Origin of the sequence: Corynebacterium sp. Marseille-Q4381, from assembly GCF_036881695.1 — a bacterium.
Classification (GTDB): domain Bacteria; phylum Actinomycetota; class Actinomycetes; order Mycobacteriales; family Mycobacteriaceae; genus Corynebacterium.
Genome location: NZ_JBAJNR010000007.1, coordinates 62,611 through 83,312 on the forward strand (window position 1 = coordinate 62,611; position 20,702 = coordinate 83,312).

Sequence of the window (20,702 nt, forward strand, 5' to 3'; positions counted from 1 at the left end):
CGGTTTACCCGAGCGGGGGAAGGGCGGTGGTGCGGAGCCACGCGTTCCACACGGCGTCGATCTGGGGCTTCATGCTTGGCGACGCAGCGCCCAACGCCCGCGCGAAATCCCCCTGCTCCACCACACCGTGAGCTGACTTGGCGGTGTAATTGCGCACTGCAGAGAAGAACGCCTCGCTACCAAGCGCCATGTGCAACGCGTGCAAGGTCAACGCGCCGCGTTTGTACACCCGGTCATCGAACATTTCCTTCGGGCCCGGGTTTGCCAGCGGGAATTCCAGCGGCCGCAGAGAGGCGAGGATGTTGTAGTGGGTGGTCACCGACGAGTCCAGAGTGGTCCGGCCCTTGAAGTCCAGCCACAGCCACTCGGCGTAGCAGGCGAAACCTTCGTTGAGCCAGATATCGCCCCAGTCGGCGATACTCAAGGAGTTGCCGAACCACTGGTGCGCGAGCTCGTGTGCGATGAGGCGCTCCTCTCCCGAGGTGTGGTTGCGGCCGAAGATTGACTGGCCCGCTGCCTCCAGCGGGATCTCGAGGTTGTCTTCGTGGACGATCGCGTCGTAGCGCTCGAACGGGTAGGGGCCGAAGCGCGTTTCGAAGAAGTCCAACATCTCCTGCTGCAGCGCGAAGTCGCCCATCTCGACGCTGCGCGGCAGCCATGTGCCGGTGTTGCGGCCCGAACGGACGTGGCGGAACTGGCCAATGTTGACGCTGGCCAGGTACGCGGGGACAGGGCGGGTGGTGCTGGTGGTGATGGCCTGGTAGCCGCGGTCCGTGCGCACTGCGATGGTGTAGGTCGCCTTTTCGCCGGGGGCGTCGTCACAGGGGAACCAGCTCGGCGCGCCGTTGGGTTGGTTCGCTGTCAGCGCGCCGTTGGTCAGCTCTTCCCACCCGAGGTGGCCCCATGTCGTGCGGCGCGGGTGCGGGTTGCCGACATAGCGAACCGCAAGCCGGAACTCAGTGTCCACCTCAACCGGTTCCGCAAACGTGATGCGCAGCTTGTTGCCCGACTGCCGGAACCGCTTCACCGGCGCAGCGCTCGCCTCCACGCTGCGCACTCGCATCCCGTCAACGAGATCCAGCGTCATGGTTTCCAAGTCGCGCCACGGCGTCAGCGTAAGCGTCGCGGTGGCGTCTAACCGGTTCGGACCTACCCGGTAATCGAAGTCCAGGTTGTAGTGCGAGACGTGAAAACCGAGGTTGAAATCCACACCCGTGTACGCATCGCGCGTGGCGGGTTTCGACGTGGAAGCCGGCGACCCAGCGGGCTCGTTGTTCAGACGGTGCATGATCATATCGAGGGGAAGTCTACTGCGGGCCAGCTCTCGCGTTGCTGCCGGGATTATGCGCGGCGTAATTGCCTAAGGGAATGCGGCAGTCTGCGCCGCTGTCGACCCACCGCAGCTATGTTGCGGATGTGGCGGGTGGTGCGAGATTCTGCCGCGCATAATCCCAACAGGGCCTTGACCTGCGGGTGTGGCGCGTGGGGCCGGTGGGGCGAAATTATGCCTCGCATAATGTCCTGGGGAAATGCGGCAACAAAAACGCCGCGATCCGAAAGGACTCGGTGGTCGCGGCGTCGTGCGGCTCTGTGAGTTACAGGCCGAAGGCCGGTGCGAAGGTGGTGAACCAAGCCTTCTCAACATCCTCGCGCCAGTACGGCCAAGAGTGTGTGCCGACGTTGCGGAACTCGTAGTGGGCCGGGATGCCGAGGGAGTCCAGCTTCACACGCATGTCGTGGTTGCACTGGTTGATGGCGGCCTCGATCGCGCCGCCCGACACCTGCAGGCGGGCAGACGCGAACTGGGCGATGCCTTGCGGTGCGCCCTGGCCGAGGAGGTAGCCGACTTGGTCCTGGCGGCCTGCGAGGCCCGTGGCTGTGGAGAGGTAGAGCCGTGTGCCGCGGAGATTCTCCGCGTTGACGAGTGCGTCGTTCCAGCGGTTGTACGGGCCGCCCATCGGGCCCCACATCATCTCCGGAGTGATGGTCTGGAAATCAGAGCCGCCGGCGCGATTCACCGTCAGGCGCGCAAAGTTGTACGCGTGGGGTGAGCTCGTGGCCGGGCATCCCGAGAACGACGCGGCGGCGTCGTAGAACCCGGGGTTGTGCTCGGGCAGTACGAGCGCAGACGTGCCAGACATGGAGAAACCGGCGATGCCGCGGCGGTTGTCGGCGTTCAGCATGCGCTCGATTGGACCCGGCAGCTCCTTAGTTAGGAAGGTCTCCCACTTCTGGGGGCCGCGCATGTACGGGGTGTTCATCGACTCGTCGAGCCAGTCGGTGTAGTACGAGAACGCGCCAGCCTGGGGGATGACCACGTTCACGCCCTTGCCAGCGAAAAAGTCCTTGACTGGGGCCATGTTCAGCCAGTCCTGGTTCTGCTCTGCGCCGCCGGCGCCGTTGAGCAGGTACAGGGTTGGTGCCTTTGCCACGCGCTGGCCCTGCGCATTGGTGGCAGGGATGACCGCAACCGGGACGTCGCGGCGCATGGAGGGGGAGTAGACCATGTAGGACAGCACGGTCTTGTGGTCGACCTGCTTGACCCACTCCTGCGGAAGGCCCGAACTCACGATCAGTGGCGGGTTACCCGGCGCGTTCCAAGCCTTGACAGTGCCGACCGGGGTCTGACCTGCGACCTGCGCGGGGTTGACCGGGGCAGCAGTAGCTGCGGGTGTGATGCCGAGGGCAATGGCGGCTGCCGCGACTGCGGCCGTGACGGTACGCTTTAGGCTCATAACCGGCCATATTACGGTCACAGTAAACAAATTGTGCAACAATAACCCACAACTGCTTCCTCACCCGTAAAGGAATTCACATGATTGAGAACGTGCAGCTGCAGATCAACGAGGTCCTCGGCCAGCTAATCCACTTCGGCTCGTCCACTTCGTCCCAGATCGCGTTCGGCATCGGGTTGTTCTAAGAAGAGCCAGAAAGCGTAAGAGGAGCCGCGGCACGCGCCGCGGCTCCTCTTCTTCGTTCGGGGGCCGTAACTAACCGAGCAGCGCCGGCTTAATCACCTTGTCCCAGGACACCTTGAGGTCGTCTTGCCAGATCGGCCACGAGTGGGTGCCTACCGCGCGGCGGTTGAAGTACACGTCTGCGCCCACGCTGCGCGCCTTGGTGTTGAAGTCGTGGGTGCACGCGTTCATAGCAGCCTCGATCGCGCCGCCCTCAACCCACAGGGTGAGCGCCTGCTGCAGGGCCACGGAAGAGGTTTGGTTCTCCTTCAGGTAACCCAGCATGTCGGTTTGTCCCGGAAGGCCGGTGCCGGCGGAGACGTAGAACTTCGTCTTGGAGTCCTTGAGATTGTCTGCCATTACCAGCGCGTCGTTGTACCGGTTGTACTCGGACCCGCGCGGGCCCCAGAGGTTTTCCGGGGTGACCCTGCCGGTGCCGGCAGAGCCGCGGTTGACGGTCAGGCCGACGAAGAAGTTGGGCAGCGGGGTCGAGGTGGCGGCACAGCCGGAGAACGAGCCCACCGCGTCGAACATGTCCGGGTTGTGCTCCGCCAGAAGCAGGACGGACGTCGCAGCCATCGAGAACCCGGAGACCGCGCGCTTGTCGCTGGCCTTTGTGTAGTCCTCGATGGAGGGGCGCAGTTCGTGAGCCAAGAACGTCGACCACTTCTGCTCGCCCTTGAAGTACTTGTTCTCCTCGGGCTTAGTCAGCCAGTCGACGTAGTAGGAGAACGCGCCTTCCATCGGGATGACAACGTTGACCGGCTCGTTCTCCAGCACGTCCTGCACGGTGGTGGCGGCCTGGGAGATCCAGTCGGTGTTCTGCTCGGAGCCACCGGCGCCGTTGAGCAGGTAGTAGGTCGGTGCGTCCTCGACCGGCTTGCCTTCCTGGTCGGTCGCGCGGATCAACGCGACGGGAATGTAGCGGTCCATGGCCTGGGAGTAGACCTCCACGGCCTCGCCGCCACGGTACCGCCTGATCTGGCTGAACCAATACTGGTCCTCACCGTTGTAGTCCTTCGGTGCCGCGGTCAGCTCGCGCACTTCGCCGAGCGAATCAGCGGCGTCCTGCGCCGTCACCGCTTCAGGCATGTTGTCGGCGTCCTCGCCGGTTGCCTCGGGCTGCAGCGCCGTCTCCACCACGTTGGTCAAGCCCTGCCCGTCGCCGTCGGGGACGGATGCGCCGTTCACAACCGGAGCCTCGGCCACCTCCTGCGCTTCAACGACCTCAACCGTCTCAGCTTCCACGACGGTCGTGTCAGCCGTGGTCTCGTCCGTGTCACCCGCGTCCCCCGCGTCACCCGCCGCGCCGCTCTCCGCGGCGGCGTTGGCAATCTCGTCTAAATCAGCAGGCTCCGAGGCTTCAGCAACCACCTCGACTTGCTCGTCGGCCGGCTGGATGCGTGCAATTGTTTGCAAGCCCTGCGCGTCCTCCGCAGCGCGGTGGTGGACAGCGGCTGGAGCGGCGCCTGCCACAAGCGCGATCGCGGCGACGGTGGTGAGAACGCGGCGGGTGTGTTTCATGCTCTGTGAGCTCTCTTCCTGTGAGTTGGCGGGCACGAGGCGTATATGTTCCTTATCTTGCCAGACTGCGCGAGCATTACCGTCCGGTAATCTGCCAACTCGCCGCCCCTCGTGTGCCTAAGCGACGTATTCTGTAGGGCGTGACTACCGAACATTTTGACGTTGTTGTCCTCGGCGCGGGCCCCGGTGGCTACGTTGCCGCAATTCGTGCAGCTCAACTTGGCAAAAAGGTTGCCGTTGTTGAGAAGAAGTACTGGGGTGGTGTCTGCCTCAACGTGGGCTGCATCCCGTCGAAGTCCCTGATCAAGAACGCCGAGGTGGCGGAGATCTTCAACCACGAGGCGAAGACCTTCGGCATCAAGGGTGACGTGGAGTTCGACTACACGGACGCCCAAAAGCGCTCCCGCAAGGTCTCCGAGAAGATTGTCGGCGGCGTGCACTACCTGATGAAGAAGAACAAGATCCAGGAAATCAACGGCCTGGGCATCTTCAAGGACGCCAAGACCATCGAGATCACAGAGGGTGACGACAAGGGCAAGACCATCACCTTCGACGACTGCATCATCGCAACCGGCGCAGTTGTGCGCACCCTGCCGGGCATCGAGCTGTCCGAGAACGTCGTCTCCTACGAGGAGCAGATCCTCAACCCGGAGGCTCCGAAGAAGATGGTCATCGTCGGCGCCGGCGCGATTGGCATGGAGTTCGCGTACGTGCTGTCCAACTACGGCGTTGACGTCACCGTCATCGAGTACATGGACCGCGTCCTGCCGAACGAGGACAAGGACGTGTCCAAGGAGATCGCCAAGGCGTACAAGAAGCTCGGCGTGAAGCTGCTCACCGGCCACGCCACCACCGAGGTGCGCGACAACGGCGATTCCGTCGAGGTCGACGTGAAGAAGAACGGCTCCGACGACGTTGAGACCCTCACCGCCGACCGCGTCATGATCTCCGTCGGCTTCGCCCCGCGCACCGAGGGCTACGGCCTGGAGAACACCGGCGTGGAGCTCACCGACCGCGGCGCCATCGCCATCGACGAGCGCATGCGCACCAACGTCGAGCACATCTACGCCATCGGCGACGTCACCGCGAAGCTCCAGCTCGCCCACGTGGCGGAGGCCCAGGGCATCATCGCCGCCGAGACCATCGCGGACGCGGAGACCCTCGAGATCGAGGACTACATGATGACCCCGCGCGCCACCTTCTGCAACCCGCAGGTCGCCTCCATGGGCTACACCGAGGAGCAGGCCAAGGAGAAGTGGCCGGACCGCGACATCAAGGTCGCCACCTTCCCGTTCAGCGCGAACGGCAAGGCAGTCGGCCTGGCGGAGACCGCTGGCTTTGGCAAGCTCGTCGCGGATGCCGAGTTCGGCGAGATCCTCGGCTGCCACCTCGTCGGCGCCAACGTCTCCGAGCTCCTGCCGGAGGTCGTCCTGGCTCAGCGCTTCGACCTCACCGCAGGCGAGATCGCCCGCTCGATCCACATTCACCCGACCCTGCCCGAGGTGATCAAGGAGATCGCGCACGGCGTCGAAGGCCACATGATCAACCTCTAAGGGGCAGGTGCTTGGCGACGGGGCGAGCGTCGCCAAGCAAAGCCCAAAAAAGCTCCCGCACAGCGTCGCGCCGTGCGGGAGCTTTTTGGGCTCTCTAGTTGTCGGTGCCGGCAACAGCCGCAGCGAGGGAGTCGAGCGACTTCGCCAGGAAGTCGTCGTCGAACTTCTCGCTCATCTTGCGGACCTCGTCGGACTCGATCTCGTCGCGCTGGTAGGTCAGGGTGACCTCGGTGTGGTCCGGGTCGACCGGCTCGAGCTCGTAGAGCCACTTGGCGCCGACCTTCACCTCGGCGGTGGTGTTCTCGACGTTCTTCCATCCGATAACACGGTCCTCCTGGAAAGCGAAGACCTCGTTCTTGGTCTGGTAGTCGCCGTCCTCCTTGGTCATGTTCATGGTGAAGGTGTCACCGACAGCCTTCAGGCGCTCAGCCTGGTCTGCGGAGACCACCATGCCGGAGTCGTCTGTTTCCTTGTGGCGCTCCGGGTTGGAAAGGATGTCGAAGATGTCCTTTGCCGGTGCGTCGATGGTGCGGGTTGCGGAGTTCTGATTCGTTGCTTCAGTCATGTGCCCAAGGGTACCGCGTTTCGCCATAACGCGAGGTAAGATAATACTTACCAACCAAAGGTTGACGCTGAAAGGGGTGGCAGCAGTACTTTGTGCGCAATATCACAATTGGCGCGATTTGCGGGAAAATGGCGCGACTACCGGCTCTGAGTGGCGTCCGATGATTGAAGCTGTAAGGAGCCGGGGAGATGCCTGAAGAAAAGCGCCGGCCAAAAATGTGTGGGGGCGCGGCGCCTTCCTTAAAGTGAAACCGACACTGGAGGTGCCATGACTGTACAAAACGCAGACCGTGAGGCCATTCGTCACGGAAAAATTACCGAAGCGCCGCTGCGCGAGCGGCCATCTTTCCCAACTTGGGCTGTCAAACTCACCATGGCCATCACCGGCCTGATCTTCGGGCTGTTTGTGCTCGGCCACATGGTGGGCAACCTGAAAATCTTCATGCCGCTTAACGCCAACGGTGTTGCGCCGATCGACGAGTACGGCGAGTGGCTGCGCACGCTGGGTGAGCCGCTGTTCCCGCGGGAGGGCTTCCTGTGGATTGTCCGCATTGTGCTGCTCGCCTGCCTGGTGCTGCACGTGTGGGGCGCGTTCGCGCTGCGCGCGCGTTCGTCCAAGTCGCGCGGAAAGTTCCGCCGCACCAACCTCATGGGCGGCTGGCAGTCCACCGCGACCCGCGCGATGCTGACCACCGGCGTCATCTTGTTGCTCTTCATCATCTTCCACCTGCTGGACCTGACCATCGGTGAGGTCGTCGCGTCTGACGAGTTCGTCCACGGCGCTGTCCGCGACAACCTGCTGGCCACCTTCGCGCCTGCGCGTTGGCCGGTCACCCTGTTCTACGTCCTCGCCATGGTTGCGCTCGCGCTGCACCTGACCCACGGCGTCTACCTCGCGGTGTCCGACCTGGGCTGGCTCGGCGAGCGCGGTCGCGGGCTGATGGTGCTGCTCGCCTACGTTCTTCCGCTCATCGTTGTCATTGGCAACATCGTCATGCCGATCGCCATCGCATTCGGCTGGGTACCGGGATTTACCAGGTAACGGCTGTTTAGGAGAAAAACTATGACTACCTCAATCAACGCGGCGCAGGGCGCTTCCGGCGACCAGCTGACCGCTTCTGCCCCGCAGGGCGCAGACGTCACCGGCGGCTTCCGCCAGCCAGAGTCCGCAGTTTCCGGTGTGACCATCGGCGAGGTGCTGGCGAGCAACGAGCCGAACCGCGACGAAGTTCGGATGCGCGACATGTGGGAGTACCAGAAGGACCACATGAACTTGGTCTCCCCGCTGAACCGCCGCAAGTTCACCGTCCTCGTTGTCGGCACCGGCCTCTCCGGCGGCGCCGCCGCCGCCGCGCTCGGCGAGCTGGGCTACAACGTGAAGGTCTTCACCTACCACGACGCTCCCCGCCGCGCCCACTCCATCGCAGCGCAGGGTGGCGTGAACTCCGCCCGCGGCAAGAAGGTGGACAACGACGGCGCGTACCGCCACACCAAGGACACCGTCAAGGGCGGCGACTACCGCTGCCGCGAGTCCGACTGCTGGCGCCTGGCCATCGAGTCGGTCCGCGTGATCGACCACATGAACGCCATCGGCGCACCGTTCGCCCGCGAGTACGGCGGCACCCTGGCCACCCGTTCATTCGGAGGTGTGCAGGTGTCCCGCACCTACTACACCCGCGGCCAAACAGGGCAGCAGCTGCAGCTGTCGACCGCGTCCGCGCTGCAGCGCCAGATCCACCTGGGCAACGTGGAGATCTTCACCCACAACGACCTGATGGATCTGATCATTACGGAAGAGGACGGCAAGAAGGCTTGCCGCGGTATTGTCACCCGCAACCTGATCACGGGCACGATCACTCCGTTCACCGGCCACGCCGTTATTCTCGCCACCGGCGGGTACGGCAACGTGTACCACAAGACCACCCTGGCGAAGAACTCCAACGCGTCCGCCATGATGCGCGCGTACGAGCGTGGCGCCTACCTCGCGTCCCCGTGCTTCGTGCAGTTCCACCCGACTGGTCTTCCGGTCAACGCCAAGTGGCAGGCAAAGACGACGCTGATGTCGGAGTCGCTGCGCAACGACGGTCGCATCTGGACCCCGAAGGAGAAGGGCGACGACCGCGACCCGAAGGACATCCCGGAGGACGAGCGCGATTACTTCCTCGAGCGCCGTTACCCGGCGTTCGGTAACCTCGTGCCGCGCGACGTGGCGTCCCGCGCCATTTCCCAGCAGCTGAACGCCGGCTACGGCGTGGGCCCGCTGCACAACTCCGCGTACCTGGACTTCTCCGACGCGATTGAGCGCCTCGGTGAGGACACCATCCGCGAGCGCTACTCCAACCTGTTCGAAATGTACGAGGACTCCACTGGCGAGGACCCGTACAAGGCCCCGATGCGCATTGCACCGACCGTCCACTTCACCATGGGTGGCCTGTGGACCGACTTCAACGAGATGACCTCGATTGACGGCCTCTTCGCTGCCGGCGAGTGCTCGTGGACCTACCACGGCGCCAACCGACTGGGCGCGAACTCGCTGCTGTCGGCGTCCGTTGACGGCTGGTTCACGCTGCCGTTCACCATCCCGAACTACCTGGCGAACCACCTGGGCGAGGAAGTGCTCTCTCTCGAGGCGCCGGAGGTGGCCGAAGCCGTCACCCGCACCCAGGACCGCATCGAATCCCTGATGCGCATCCAGGCGGTTGAGCCACACGGCCCGGAATACTTCCACGAGCAGCTCGGCGCCATCCTCTACGAGTTCTGCGGTGTGTCCCGCACCGTCGAGGGCCTGGAGGAAGGCATCCGCCGTATCCGTGCACTGCGCGAGGACTTCTGGCGCAACCTGCACATTCCGGGTAACCCGAACGACATGAACCAGACCCTCGAGGCGGCGCTCCGCCTTGTGGACTACATCAACCTCGGCGAGCTTATGTGCGTGGACGCGTTGGACCGCGACGAGTCGTGCGGTGCTCACTACCGCATGGACCACCTCACCGACGACGGTGAGGCCGAGCGTGACGACGACAACTGGTGCTTCGTCTCCGCGTGGGAGCCGGCCGGCGAAGGCCAGTTCATCCGCCACGCTGAACCCCTGTTCTTCGATTCGATCCCGCTGATGGCAAGGAACTACAAGTAAATGAAACTGACACTTGAGATCTGGCGTCAGGCCGGACCCGATACCGACGGCAGCTTCGAAACCGTCCAGGTCGACGACGCTGTCGAGCAGATGTCCATCCTGGAGTTGCTGGACCACGTGAACAACCGCTACGTGGAGGAGGGCAAGGAGCCCTTCACCTTCGCGCACGACTGCCGCGAGGGCATCTGTGGCACCTGCGGCCTCACGGTGAACGGTCGCCCGCACGGCGCCGGCCAGAACACCACTGCGTGTCTGCAGCGCCTGTTCAACTACAAAGACGGCGACACCCTGAAGATCGAGCCGTTCCGCTCCGGCGCGTTCCCGGTGATCAAGGACCTCGCTGTGGACCGCTCCGCACTGGACCGCGTGATGCAGCAGGGCGGTTACGTGTCCGTCAACGCCGGCACCGCACCGGACGCCGACACCCTGCACGTCAACCACCACGACGCCGAGCTCGCACTCGACTACGCCGCCTGCATCGGCTGCGGCGCCTGCGTTGCGGCGTGCCCGAACGGCGCAGCTCACCTGTTCACCGGCGCGAAGCTGAAGCACCTCAAGCTGCTTCCGCTGGGCCAGCAGGAGCGCGCCCGCCGCGCCCGCAAGATGGTTGACGAGCTGGAGACCAACTTCGGCCACTGCTCGCTCTACGGCGAGTGCGCGGATGTGTGCCCGGCAGGCATCCCGCTCGACGCTGTCGGCGCCATCAACGCGGAGCGCGCACGTGCTGCTTTCCGTGGCGGCGACGACTAGAGCATGCCGTATAGTGGCTAACTAGGTACAAGATCCGGATCTTTCCAGGAAACGTAAGGACATAGACATGGCTTCCCAGCACGCGGTTGCAGACATCCAGTCGGAGTCGTTCCCGGGCTACCAGACCCAGCTGCACGACTCGTACATCGAGGGCTACGACCCGGTTTCGCTGGGCGCGCCGCACTCCTCCCTGTCCCGCTACTCCACGTGGGTGTCGATGGGCCTGATCCTGGCCACCCTGTTCGGCCTGGGCATCCTGGTGTGGGGCGCTGGCGCGCACTTCGTGGGCTGGGGCGCTCAGAGCGAGGACTTCTCCAGCCGCCTGATGATCCTCGGCGGCATCGAGATGGCCGTGTGCATTGTGGCTGCCGCGGTGCTGCTGTCCATGGGCCGCAAGGACTACAAGAACTACCGCAAGACCACGGGCCGCGTGAACTAACGCACCGCGCGTCGTAAGCGAAGGCGCTTCCCTCCCAAAGCCGGGTAGGGAAGCGCCTTTTTCGCTGGTTTCAGGTGATGTTGGGCAGGGCTGCTTTAATCGACAGCATGGAATCGCTACCCCTAATGCCGGCGCCGTCCAACGAGGTAGAGCGCCGGCGCGTGTTGCGCAACCACAAGATCTTCGTCACCAGTCTGCTTGCAATGGCTGCGGTGATCTTCCTCGCGTGCTCGTGGTGGCAGTCGCGCGGCGGAGCACCGGGGTGGGTTGGGTACGTCCGCGCCGCGGCGGAGGCCGGGATGGTCGGCGGGTTGGCGGACTGGTTCGCCGTGACAGCCCTGTTCAAGTACCCGATGGGGATCCCCATTCCGCATACGGCGATCATCCCGAACAAGAAGGACCAGGTCGCCGAGGCACTGAGTGAGTTCGTCAGCGAAAACTTCCTCAATGCGCGCACCATCACGGACAAGGTGATGCAGGCGGGTATCCCGGAGAAAGCCGGCCGCTGGCTGGCGCAGGAGGACAACGCTGCGCGGGTGAGCGCGGAGGCGGGAACGTTCGCGGCGAACATTGTCAAGGGCATTGACCCAGCAGACGCCGAGGCGCTGATCGACACCCAAGTCGTAGAACGGGTCTCGGAACCTGTTTGGGGCCCGCCGCTTGGCCGCATGCTGGAGGGCTTCATCGCCGACGGCAAGGTGGAGCCCGTAGTCGACGACATCGTCGCATGGGGCAGGCGCAAGCTTGACGGCATGGAAGACACGATCGTCACCGCGATCGACGAGCGGATGCCGAAGTGGGCGCCAAAGTTTGCGAAGGAACTGGTAGGGGACCGCGTCTACCGGGAGATGACGGAGTTCATGGAGGACGTCGACTCTCAGCCCGAGCACGAGGCGCGCCGCGCGATTCGCCGCACCATCAACCAGTTCGCGCAGGACCTGCAGTTCGACGGCGACATGATCACCCGCGTGGAGGAACTCAAGCACGACATCATGGGCTCGAGCGCGGTCGCGTCCGCGGCGGGCGGAATTTGGGAGCAGGTGTCGGCCGCGCTGGTAGCGGCATTGACGGATGGGGATTCGACGTTGCGTCGAAAAGCGCAAAGCTCCATCCAGGATTGGGGCGCGCTGTTGGCCACCGACCCGCAGGTGCGCTCCCAGGCCGAAAAGCGGCTGGAGAAAGCCGTGCACTACGCGGCGGAGAACGGCGCGGGACAGATCGTCGGCATCATCGCGGAGACGATCCAACGGTGGGACGGCGCCGAGGCCGCGGACAAAATCGAGCTCATGGTGGGCAAGGACCTGCAGTTCATCCGCCTGAACGGCACAATCGTCGGTGCGCTGGCCGGCTTAGTTATTTACACTGTGTCTCAACTGCTGTTTTTTACGTAAGGAGCACCCCATGACCGAGCACAACAACATCAACGACAACATCAACGAGAACCTCGAGGCCGCTGCAGAGTCCACGACCGAGGAGACTTCCTCCGAGGTGCGCGACAACCTCCGCGAGGCGGGCGACGCGCTCTTGGCAGCCGGTTCCGCGATCGGCGCCGCATTCGGCAAGTTCGCTGAGGGCCTGCCGGAGCGTTTCAAGATCGCATCGGATTCCGCGCGCGAGACCCTCAACTCGGCGAACACCGAGGGTGAGGTCCGCTCCTGGGCCGCCAACGTGACCAACGAGGCGGAGAAGGCTTTTAACTCGCTGCGCGAGCGCGACCTGAAGTTCACCGACGACGCGAAGGCATCTTTGAGCAAGTCGGTCGCCGACATCCGCCAGTCCTTCAACGAGCGCCTCGACCGCGTCGACGCGTCCGGCTCCGAGACCGCGGAGAGCACCCTGAAGGATCTGCGCACCCGCTTCGACGACTTGGTCGAGCGCATTCAGGACCAGTTCACCAGCAGCGAGGACGCTGCTGGCCGCCACGAGGCCGGTGATATCATCGACGGCGAAATCGTCGACAACGAGGGTGGCAGCACCGCCGCCGACCTGAACAAGTAACGGAGATCCGCCTGCATGGATGCATCAGCCCTCGATCAAATCACCACGATCATGCGAATCCCCGTGGTGGCTGAGCGCATCCTCTTCGTCGCTGTGGGCGTCGCCGGCATCGCGGGTGTCATCTTCGCATCCATCACGCGGGCCGACGCGTTCGAGGCAGCGGGCCGCCAGCCGAAGATGACGTGGGTCGCGATTTTGGCTCTGTCCACGTTGGCGCTGCTGTTGCGGCTGCCGTTCATCGCGTGGTTCGCGGCCGTAGCGGTGGGTATTTACTACTTCGATGTCCGCCCGCAGGTCAGAGAGATCGAGGGCAACAGCGGCGGCGCTTGGTAACCCGCTGCGACCAGCCCACTTTTAGCCGGCGTAGGCCGGCTTTTCTTGTTGCTGGGTGCCCTGCGGCGATGGCACCAAGGACTGCTGCAGCTCGTTGAAGTTCACGTTCTCGCCGCTCAGCTGCATCTGTAAGCCGTCCGGGGTGACGGCGACGTCGCTGAGGTGCATCTGCGAGTTCCCGAAGGACGCCATCCCTTCTTCGAGCGAGTTGTTGATCACGCCTGCGACCTCGCTGGGCAGGTTGAAGCCGAAGAGCTGGGTGCTCTCGGCTTCGAACGAGACCCCGCCGCCCGTCTGCGCCGGGCGCAGCTCGATACCGGCCACACCGCTGGTGAACAGCACGGTGAAGGTGCCGTTTGCTGGATCGGTGGTCACCTCGGAGACGGTGATCAGGCTGTCCAGCCAGCGGTTGTCGCCCAGCTGTTCGTGCAGCGACTGGTTTAGCGTGGCGCGCAGGAAGTCGTTCGGCAGCTCGGTGGTAAGTGTGAAGGCCTGCGCCACCGGCTCGCCGTCGACAATGTTGACCTTGTCCATTTTGATGGTGGCGCCGGGCTCGCCGGAGATCGTGTCGCCGCTGACTGTGAGCGTTGAAGGGGTCGTCACCGTCAGGTGCGGTAGCGACCCGGTGAGCAGGCCCAGCGTGACCGGCTGCGAGCCGAAGGACACCTCCGGTTGGCCGGCTGCGACCGCCTGGCCGGCAGATTGCTGCTCGACGCCTTTGGTGATCTGGTTGGTGAGGAACATGCGCACCCCGATCTCGGCGACGATCAGGAGCACCAGCAGCGCCGCGAGAATTCCGACGATGACCTTCCACGCTGTTTTCATGCGGTTCAGTCTACGGATGGCGCGACAGCGGCCCAATCGACTGTGAGCGCGTTGTCTCTCAGTCGGCGCCGCTGCGGCGTGACGGGCCAGCCGCGGCGGATCAGCTCCGCTTGCGCTTCGCGCCAGCGCACGCGCGGGCCGTGGGGTGCCCATCCGGCGGCGTTGGCCCAAGCGGCGTCGGCGTCGGCAAGCAGCGCGTGGATGGCCTCTCCCTCCACGTTGCGGTGGATGAGCACCTTGGGCAGCCGCTCGGCGACGTCGCTGGGGGAGGCGACGTCGTGGGGGTCCCAGGCCAGGGTGAGGGTTTTGGGCCCCGCGGCGTCGAGAAGCACCCAAGCCCCCCGGCGACCGAGCTCGTCGCAGGTGCCCTCGATGAACAACCCGCCGGGCGCGAGGCGCGAGCAGACTTCCTCCCACACGTCGGCGACATCCGCCACGTCGTACTGGCGCAGCACGTTGAAGGCGCGCACGAGCTGCGGGCGGTACCCGGCGAGCTCGAACCCGCCAAGCTCGAAGCGCACGCGATCGCGCGGCGGCAGAACTCGCTGGGGGTCGATCTCGAGGCCGACCACCTCTACCCGCGGGTTGATCTGGCGCAACCACCCGGCCCACTCCACCGTGGTGGTGTGGGAGGCGCCGTAGCCCACATCGAGCGCCAGCGGCTGCGGAACCGAGCGCAGAAGCGATTGCACCTGCGGGTTGAACCTGGTCCAACGATCACAGCGGCGCAGGCGGTTTACCCCGGTGGTGCCGCGCGTGATCACGCCGTACGGCTTTCCGGGGCCCGCCTGCGCCCGCAGGTTGTGGTAGTGCGCCATCAGCGCTTTTCGTTGGAAAGTGTGAACAGGGTTAGAGGTTTTCGGAGATCCACTGCTCGGTGAGCTTGGCCTCGTTGCCCACGATCTCCTCCAGCGCCTCGGCCACCTTCGGCTCGAGCGCCGCGCCCATGAAGGGGATGTCCACCTTGACCTCGTTGTCGTACGCCAGGGTGGTGGTGTCGCCTTCGCCGGTCATCTCGATCTCGCCGGAAAAGTCCACCGGGGTGCCTTTCACGTCGCCGGTGAAGGTGTGGGTGGCGCGGCCGCCGTCGAGCTCGCCGATGTTCACTACGCGCTTGAGCTTCAGGTCCTGGGAAATCATGGCCTGCGCGGCGGCCGGCATGATGGACTTCGGCAGGATCTCGAACAGCACGGCCTGGTTGCCCGTGAACTCGTTGAGCGAGCCCGGCTCCGGGGAGAGCTTCTCTGCGATGAACTCCCAGTACGCCTTGGACGCGTACGCCTCGGCGACCTTCTGTGCCGGGTGGTTGATGGTAACGGAGGTTTCGCTACGTACAGTCATGGTCAACAGACTACCGTGAGATAGGTGCAGGACTTATCTTTCGCCCATCTGACCACACTGCGCGTCGGCGGCACGCCCGTGGAGGTGACCGCGTGCACCTCCGCCGCAGAAATCGCGGAGACGGTCGCCCGGCTCGACGCCGACGGCCGCCCGCTTTTGGTGGTCGGCGGGGGATCGAACTTGGTAGTGGCTGACGGTCCGCTGGATCTTACGGCGGTGCTGGTGCGCAACGAGGGCATTTCGCTTGTCGACGCCACCACCATCTCCATCCAAGCCGGCACCCCGTGGGACGACGTGGTCGCTTTCGCCGTCGATCACGGCCTCGGCGGCATCGAGGCGCTTTCCGGCATCCCCGGCTCCGCGGGCGCGACCCCGGTGCAAAACGTCGGCGCTTACGGCTCCGAGATCTCGGACGTGCTCACGCGCGTGCGCCTGCACAACCGGGAGACCGGGCGCGACGAGTGGGTCGACGCGTCCGCGCTGGACTTGGCCTACCGCTACTCCAACTTGAAATTCACTAACCGTGCCGTGGTGCTGGAGATCGAGCTGAAGCTTAACCCCACGGACCGCTCTATCCCGCTCCGCCACTTGGGCGGGCGCGAGGTCCCGCTCGCTGAAGCCCGCCAGTCTGTCCTTCAGACCCGCCGATCAAAGGGCATGGTGCTCGACGCCGCCGACCACGACACGTGGTCCGCTGGCTCGTTTTTCACCAACCCGGTCGTGCCGGCCGCGCTCGCCGAAGAGATCGAGCGCAGCGTGGGCGAGGCCGCCATGCCGCGCTACGCGGCGGCCGACGGCACCGAGAAACTGTCGGCCGCGTGGCTGATTGAGCGCGCCGGGTTCCCGCGCGGCTACCCGGGTGAGGGCGCGCCGGCTCGCCTGTCCACCAAGCACACCCTGGCGCTGACCAACCGCGGCGGCGCCGCCGCCGACGACATCGTTGCGCTCGCGCGGGATGTGCAGGCGGGCGTGAAAGACCGGTTCGGTGTGGAGCTCCACCCCGAACCGGTCTGGATCGGTTTCTAGCGCTGGTCTTCCGCCAGCAGTTCGAGCAGTGAATCGCGCACCTCGCGGCGGCGGACCTTCCCCATCTGGTCCTTGTTCAGCTCCTCGAAGTGGTAGAAGGTGCGCGGCACCTTGTAGCGGGTGAGGTTTTCGCGCGCGAAATCCTTTAAGCCCTCCGGGTCGAGCGCCGCGCCGTCTTCCAGCACGACACAGGCGACGACGTCCTCCGAACCGTCCTTGCGCGGGCGGCCGACCACGGCGACGTCCTTGACGTCGCGGTGGCGGCGCATGACTTCCTCCACCTCCGCCGGGTAGACGTTGAAGCCGCCGGTGATGATGAGTTCTTTGATGCGGGAGACGAGGCGGACGAAACCGTCCTCCTCCATCACTCCCATGTCGCCGGTGCGGAACCAGCCGTTGTGGAAAGCCTTCTCCGTGGCTTCTGGGTTGTTGAGGTAGCCGCCGAAAACCTGGGGTCCTTTCGCCAGAATCTCGCCCGCCTCGCCGTAGGGCATCAGCTCGTCCGGGTTGTCCGGGTTCACAATTCGAATTTCGGTGTCGGGGAAGGGGATGCCGATGTAGCCGGGGCGGCGGTCTGCGCTTCGCGGGTTGCCGATCAGGATCGGGCCTGTCTCGGTCAGTCCGTAGCCCTCGACCAGGTAGCCGCCGGTGAGCGCCTCCCAGTCCTCAATCACCTGAGCCGGCAGCGAGGACGCACCCGAGAAGCCGATCTGCACCTTGGAAAGGTCAATCTTCTTTTCCTTTGCCGTGCTAATGATGCGCTCGAACACGGTGGGCACGCCCGGCACGAAGGTCGGGGTGTGCTTCTTCATCGCATCCATGATCAGTTCCATCTTCGGGGCCGGGATCAGGATGAGCTCGGAGCCGACCAGGATCGGCAGCGTGAGCGAGAACGCGAGGCCGTAGGCGTGGAAGAAGGGCAAGGTGGCAAGCATGCGCTGGCCCGGTTCCTGCAGCTCTTTCGCCCACGCGCGGCCCTGCTGCGGGTTAGCCAGCAAGTTGGTGTGGGTGAGTACCGCACCCTTGGGCGCGCCGGTGGTGCCGGAGGTGTAAAGCACCAGTGCGGGGGATTCGGCGGTAACGCTTTCCGGGATTTCCAAGTCGGCGCCTTCCCCGCCGATAGCAGAGCTGACCAGCGCTTCCCACGGCACGGTGTTGGTGGAGGGGCCGGTCAGCGATGCGCGGGCTTCGCGCAGCTTCGGCAGCGGGAGGCGCAGGGCGAAGCGCTGCAGCTTCGGCATCGCCTTCGTCATATCCACGCTGACCACGGTCTCCAGCGGGGTGTCCACGCGCAGCTGCTCAAGCGTGTCCGCCGCCTTATCCCAGACAATGGCCACACGGGCGCCGTGGTCGTTGAACTGCGGGCGCAGCTCGTTAGCGGTGTAGAGCGGGTTGTGCTCAACGACCACGCCGCCGATCAGGTGCACCGCGTAGAACGCGGCGACGTGCTGCGGGCAGTTCGGCAGCATGATGGCCACGCGGTCGCCGGGGCGCACGCCGAAAGCTTTGAGGCCCGCCGCGGCGCGGCGCACCTCCCGGTCAAGCTCGGCGAACGTGTGCGTGCGGCCGAAGAAGCGCGTCGCCGGTTTGTGGGCGTTGCGCTCGAGATTGTCCAGGTAGATCTCCGGCAGTGTCTTGTTGCTGTACTCGAGCGTGTGGTCCGTCCACTCGGGGTAGTACTGCAGCCACGGCTGCGTCTCGTTGGGGTCCACGCCGGGTGCGTCGTTGTTCAGGGGCGTACTCATGCGGACAACAATACGCCAAACCTACGCAACCGTAAGGTACGAGCCCGTAACTTTCTTCGGGAGCGCTACGCTAGCTGCATGCGCGTCGCCATGATCTCCATGCACACTTCCCCGCTTGAGCAGCCGGGCACCGGAGACGCCGGGGGCATGAACGTCTACATCCACAACATCGCGACCCAGCTTTCGCGCCAGGGTGTGGAGGTCGACGTGTTCACGCGCGCCACGCGCCCCAGCCTCGGTGAGATCGTCGAGGCCGCCCCCGGGTACCGGGTGATCCACATCGTGGCTGGGCCGTACGAAGGGTTGGAGAAGGACGAGCTGCCCACCCAACTCGCGGCCTTCGCGGGCGGGATCATCCAGTTCCTGCGCACCAACGGCCACGGCGGTCACGCGCTCGAGTACGACCTCATCCACTCTCACTACTGGCTTTCCGGTCAGGTGGGGTGGTTGCTGGCAGATCTCATCGGCGTGCCGCTGGTCCACACCGGGCACACGTGGGCTGCGGTGAAGAACGCCTCTGGCGTTGATGGCGCAGAAAGTGAGGCTCGGCGCATCTGCGAGCAGCAGCTGGTGGACAACGCCGATGTCGTGGTGGTCAACACCGCCGACGAGACCGAGCAGCTCGCCCGCTTCTACGACGTCGACACGGAGAAGATCGCCGTGGTCAGCCCCGGCGCCGATACGGAACTTTTCACCCCCGGCACCGACCGCAACACGGAGCGCGCCCGTCGCGCGCTGGGCATCCCGCTGCACGCGAAAGTCGTCGCTTTTGTGGGCCGGTTGCAGGATTTCAAGGGTCCGCAGGTGCTCCTGCGCGCGGTGGGGGAGGTGGTGCGCCGCGACCAGTTGGACGCCCCCTTACGGTTGGTGATGTGCGGCGGCGCGTCCGGCGCGGGCTCGTCGGTGGAGCACTACCGCGCCATCGCCCAGGAAGAGGGCATCGCGTCGATCACTCGCTTCCTCGGCCCGCGTCCCCCGCAGGAGCTGGCGAGCGTGTACCAAGCCGCCGACATCGTGGCGGTACCCAGCTACAACGAAAGCTTCGGGCTGGTCGCCGTCGAGGCGCAGGCCACAGGAACACCCGTGGTGGCAGCGCGAGTGGGCGGCCTGCCGCTCGCGGTGGCGGACGGCGAGTCGGGGGTGCTGGTGGCAGGCCACGACCCTGCCGATTGGGCGACGGCGCTGGAGCAGTTGCTTATCGACGACCACCTGCGCATCACCATGGCCACCACCGCAGTGGCGCACGCGAAGAAATTTTCGTGGCGCGCGTCAGCAAGCGAGCTCTACAAGGTGTACCAAACCGTGCTCGACGGGTTCGACCCGCAGGCCGCCACCCGCCAGCCGGCCGGGGTTTAGCCGAGCAGCTTCTGCTGGAGGGCGAGCTCGCCCAGCTGGGTGAGCTTGCCGGCGTGGTAGCCCGCGGTGTGTTGCGCCTCCGCGATGTCGAGGTTGCCGCGGAGCGCTTCGTCCACAATGCGCTGGGCATCCTGCTGTGCACCGGCGATCGCCTTGTCCAGCTCCGCCTTCGGGTCGGTTTGCGCGAGATCCGGGTTCATCGCCTCGATTTGCTCGCCCATGTCAGCGAACTCCTCAGCCGCAGTCGGAAGCGCAGCGTGCGGGGCGGTGGACTCGGTCAGTGTGAAGTGGTCGTTGACCGCGCCGTCCGGGATACCGTAGGCCTCCTCAATAATGCGGTCGGCGGCCTGCGCCTTACCCAGCGGGCCGAGCACCATGGAGCTCACGCCGATCACGGAGTTGTCTCGCGGGTCGTAGTTCACGCCGCCGGAGTCGCCCACCACGTAGTTCAAGTCCCAGGAGAAGACGCCGTCGCGGTTCCGGAACAGCTGCGTGCCGCAGGTGCGGCCGGTGGTGGATCCGTCCTTGCAGATCGGCTGGCCGGCGTTGTCGAAGGAGATCGCGCCGGGGGCTAGCGTGCGGTAGTCCTTGATCGAGGTCAGCACCACCGGTTCAGACGGTTGCGCCTGGCCGTTGCCGCGGGACTGGGCGGTGCGTGTGTCGGTCACCCCATCGTCGATCAGCACGACGCCCCAGTCCGCCGTGTTGTAAGTGGCCACCGGGTCCGACAGGTCGAGTGCCGCCGGCGGCACGTGGTTGGAGTGGCCGCGGGTGCCGATGCGCTGGTACTCCCCGTCGACGTTGACACTGACGGCGTCGTCCATCGCAGGCATGCCCGGCATCGGGTTGATGCAGTGCGAAGCGGTGAGCATGACGTGCTGCGTCGTGCCATCGAGGGTGCGGATCGTGCCAATCGGGCCCTGGGAACACAACTGGACGAACGCCTCCGGCGGCACCTTCACCTGGTCCCCGTAGACGTTGGTGATGGTCGCTGGCGGGTTGACCGGCAGCATGCGCATCGGCGCGCCGGGAGCGGCGAGCGCCGGCTCTGCTGCATGTGCGGCGGGAACGGCAGAAAACGACAGTGCGGCTGCGATCATGCCCGCAGCCGCTCGTGAAAACCTCAAGTTCATGCCGGTCAGTCTAAAGCATGGCATG

General features: G+C 65.1%; 19 protein-coding genes. 10 read left to right on the plus strand and 9 right to left on the minus strand.

All coding sequences use genetic code 11. From position 1 onward, the window contains the following. Positions 1-4 precede the first annotated feature (4 nt). From V6D40_RS07400 to V6D40_RS07410, 3 genes are all read right to left on the minus strand, one after another. On the minus strand, positions 5-1,294 hold the full coding sequence (locus V6D40_RS07400; RefSeq protein ID WP_442891902.1) for a M1 family metallopeptidase: 1,290 nt from the start codon (positions 1,292-1,294) through the stop codon (positions 5-7). Between the two features lie 301 nt (positions 1,295-1,595). Continuing rightward, positions 1,596-2,735, minus strand: coding sequence for an alpha/beta hydrolase (locus V6D40_RS07405; RefSeq protein WP_334289721.1), 1,140 nt, complete (start codon positions 2,733-2,735; stop codon positions 1,596-1,598). A gap of 255 nt (positions 2,736-2,990) precedes the next feature. Further along, on the minus strand, positions 2,991-4,481 hold the full coding sequence (locus V6D40_RS07410) for an alpha/beta hydrolase (protein ID WP_334289722.1): 1,491 nt from the start codon (positions 4,479-4,481) through the stop codon (positions 2,991-2,993). 140 nt (positions 4,482-4,621) lie between these two features. Between V6D40_RS07410 and lpdA the strand changes: the two genes are divergently transcribed. Beyond that, positions 4,622-6,034 carry a dihydrolipoyl dehydrogenase gene (lpdA, locus tag V6D40_RS07415; RefSeq protein WP_334289723.1) on the plus strand — a complete coding sequence of 471 codons (1,413 nt, stop codon included), beginning with the start codon at positions 4,622-4,624 and terminating at the stop codon, positions 6,032-6,034. A 94-nt stretch (positions 6,035-6,128) separates the two neighbouring features. On the opposite strand, the gene V6D40_RS07420 is transcribed toward lpdA, so the two are convergent. Next, positions 6,129-6,599 (minus strand): SRPBCC domain-containing protein, encoded by a 471-nt coding sequence (locus V6D40_RS07420; protein ID WP_334289724.1) that lies wholly within the window; start codon positions 6,597-6,599, stop codon positions 6,129-6,131. Between the two features lie 267 nt (positions 6,600-6,866). Here V6D40_RS07420 and V6D40_RS07425 point away from each other — a divergent pair, with 267 nt between their 5' ends. The 7 genes from V6D40_RS07425 (at position 6,867) to V6D40_RS07455 (ending at position 13,251) form a co-directional block, all read left to right on the plus strand. Continuing rightward, complete coding sequence (locus V6D40_RS07425) at positions 6,867-7,640, plus strand: succinate dehydrogenase cytochrome b subunit (protein WP_334289725.1); 774 nt, start codon at positions 6,867-6,869, stop codon at positions 7,638-7,640. 21 nt (positions 7,641-7,661) lie between these two features. Beyond that, positions 7,662-9,731, plus strand: a complete 2,070-nt coding sequence (locus tag V6D40_RS07430) for a fumarate reductase/succinate dehydrogenase flavoprotein subunit (protein WP_334289726.1) — start codon at positions 7,662-7,664, stop codon at positions 9,729-9,731. Continuing rightward, positions 9,732-10,481 carry a succinate dehydrogenase/fumarate reductase iron-sulfur subunit gene (locus tag V6D40_RS07435; protein WP_334289727.1) on the plus strand — a complete coding sequence of 250 codons (750 nt, stop codon included), beginning with the start codon at positions 9,732-9,734 and terminating at the stop codon, positions 10,479-10,481. Positions 10,482-10,548: 67 nt separating this feature from the next. After that, entirely contained in the window at positions 10,549-10,920 is a 372-nt protein-coding gene (locus V6D40_RS07440) for a hypothetical protein (protein WP_334289728.1), read from the plus strand. 107 nt (positions 10,921-11,027) lie between these two features. Beyond that, positions 11,028-12,311: a DUF445 domain-containing protein gene (locus V6D40_RS07445; protein ID WP_334289729.1), complete on the plus strand. Its 1,284-nt coding sequence runs from the start codon at positions 11,028-11,030 to the stop codon at positions 12,309-12,311. A gap of 10 nt (positions 12,312-12,321) precedes the next feature. Next, the gene (locus V6D40_RS07450) at positions 12,322-12,918 is read left to right on the plus strand and encodes a CGLAU_01105 family protein (RefSeq protein ID WP_334289730.1); all 597 of its coding nucleotides are present in this window, start codon (positions 12,322-12,324) and stop codon (positions 12,916-12,918) included. 15 nt (positions 12,919-12,933) lie between these two features. After that, a complete protein-coding gene (locus V6D40_RS07455) occupies positions 12,934-13,251 on the plus strand; it encodes a DUF2516 family protein (protein WP_334289731.1) in 318 nt (105 codons plus the stop codon). A 21-nt stretch (positions 13,252-13,272) separates the two neighbouring features. Here the strand turns inward: V6D40_RS07455 and V6D40_RS07460 are convergent, their stop codons facing one another. The 3 genes from V6D40_RS07460 to V6D40_RS07470 are packed head-to-tail and all read right to left on the minus strand — an operon-like array spanning position 13,273 to position 15,417. After that, complete coding sequence (locus V6D40_RS07460) at positions 13,273-14,076, minus strand: LmeA family phospholipid-binding protein (RefSeq protein ID WP_334289732.1); 804 nt, start codon at positions 14,074-14,076, stop codon at positions 13,273-13,275. 5 nt (positions 14,077-14,081) lie between these two features. Then, entirely contained in the window at positions 14,082-14,897 is an 816-nt protein-coding gene (locus V6D40_RS07465; RefSeq protein WP_334289801.1) for a class I SAM-dependent methyltransferase, read from the minus strand. A gap of 28 nt (positions 14,898-14,925) precedes the next feature. Next, positions 14,926-15,417, minus strand: a complete 492-nt coding sequence (locus V6D40_RS07470) for a DUF2505 domain-containing protein (protein WP_334289733.1) — start codon at positions 15,415-15,417, stop codon at positions 14,926-14,928. Between the two features lie 24 nt (positions 15,418-15,441). Here V6D40_RS07470 and V6D40_RS07475 point away from each other — a divergent pair, with 24 nt between their 5' ends. Then, positions 15,442-16,443: a UDP-N-acetylmuramate dehydrogenase gene (locus V6D40_RS07475; RefSeq protein WP_334289734.1), complete on the plus strand. Its 1,002-nt coding sequence runs from the start codon at positions 15,442-15,444 to the stop codon at positions 16,441-16,443. On the opposite strand, the gene V6D40_RS07480 is transcribed toward V6D40_RS07475, so the two are convergent. Further along, positions 16,440-18,188: a long-chain-fatty-acid--CoA ligase gene (locus V6D40_RS07480; protein WP_334289735.1), complete on the minus strand. Its 1,749-nt coding sequence runs from the start codon at positions 18,186-18,188 to the stop codon at positions 16,440-16,442. The genes V6D40_RS07475 and V6D40_RS07480 overlap by 4 nt on opposite strands. A 78-nt stretch (positions 18,189-18,266) precedes the next feature. Between V6D40_RS07480 and mshA the strand changes: the two genes are divergently transcribed. Beyond that, positions 18,267-19,544: a D-inositol-3-phosphate glycosyltransferase gene (mshA, locus tag V6D40_RS07485; protein WP_334289736.1), complete on the plus strand. Its 1,278-nt coding sequence runs from the start codon at positions 18,267-18,269 to the stop codon at positions 19,542-19,544. Here the strand turns inward: mshA and V6D40_RS07490 are convergent. Continuing rightward, positions 19,541-20,677: a hypothetical protein gene (locus V6D40_RS07490; protein ID WP_334289737.1), complete on the minus strand. Its 1,137-nt coding sequence runs from the start codon at positions 20,675-20,677 to the stop codon at positions 19,541-19,543. The two genes, mshA and V6D40_RS07490, sit on opposite strands and share 4 nt — an antisense overlap. Between the last annotated feature and the right edge of the window lie 25 nt (positions 20,678-20,702).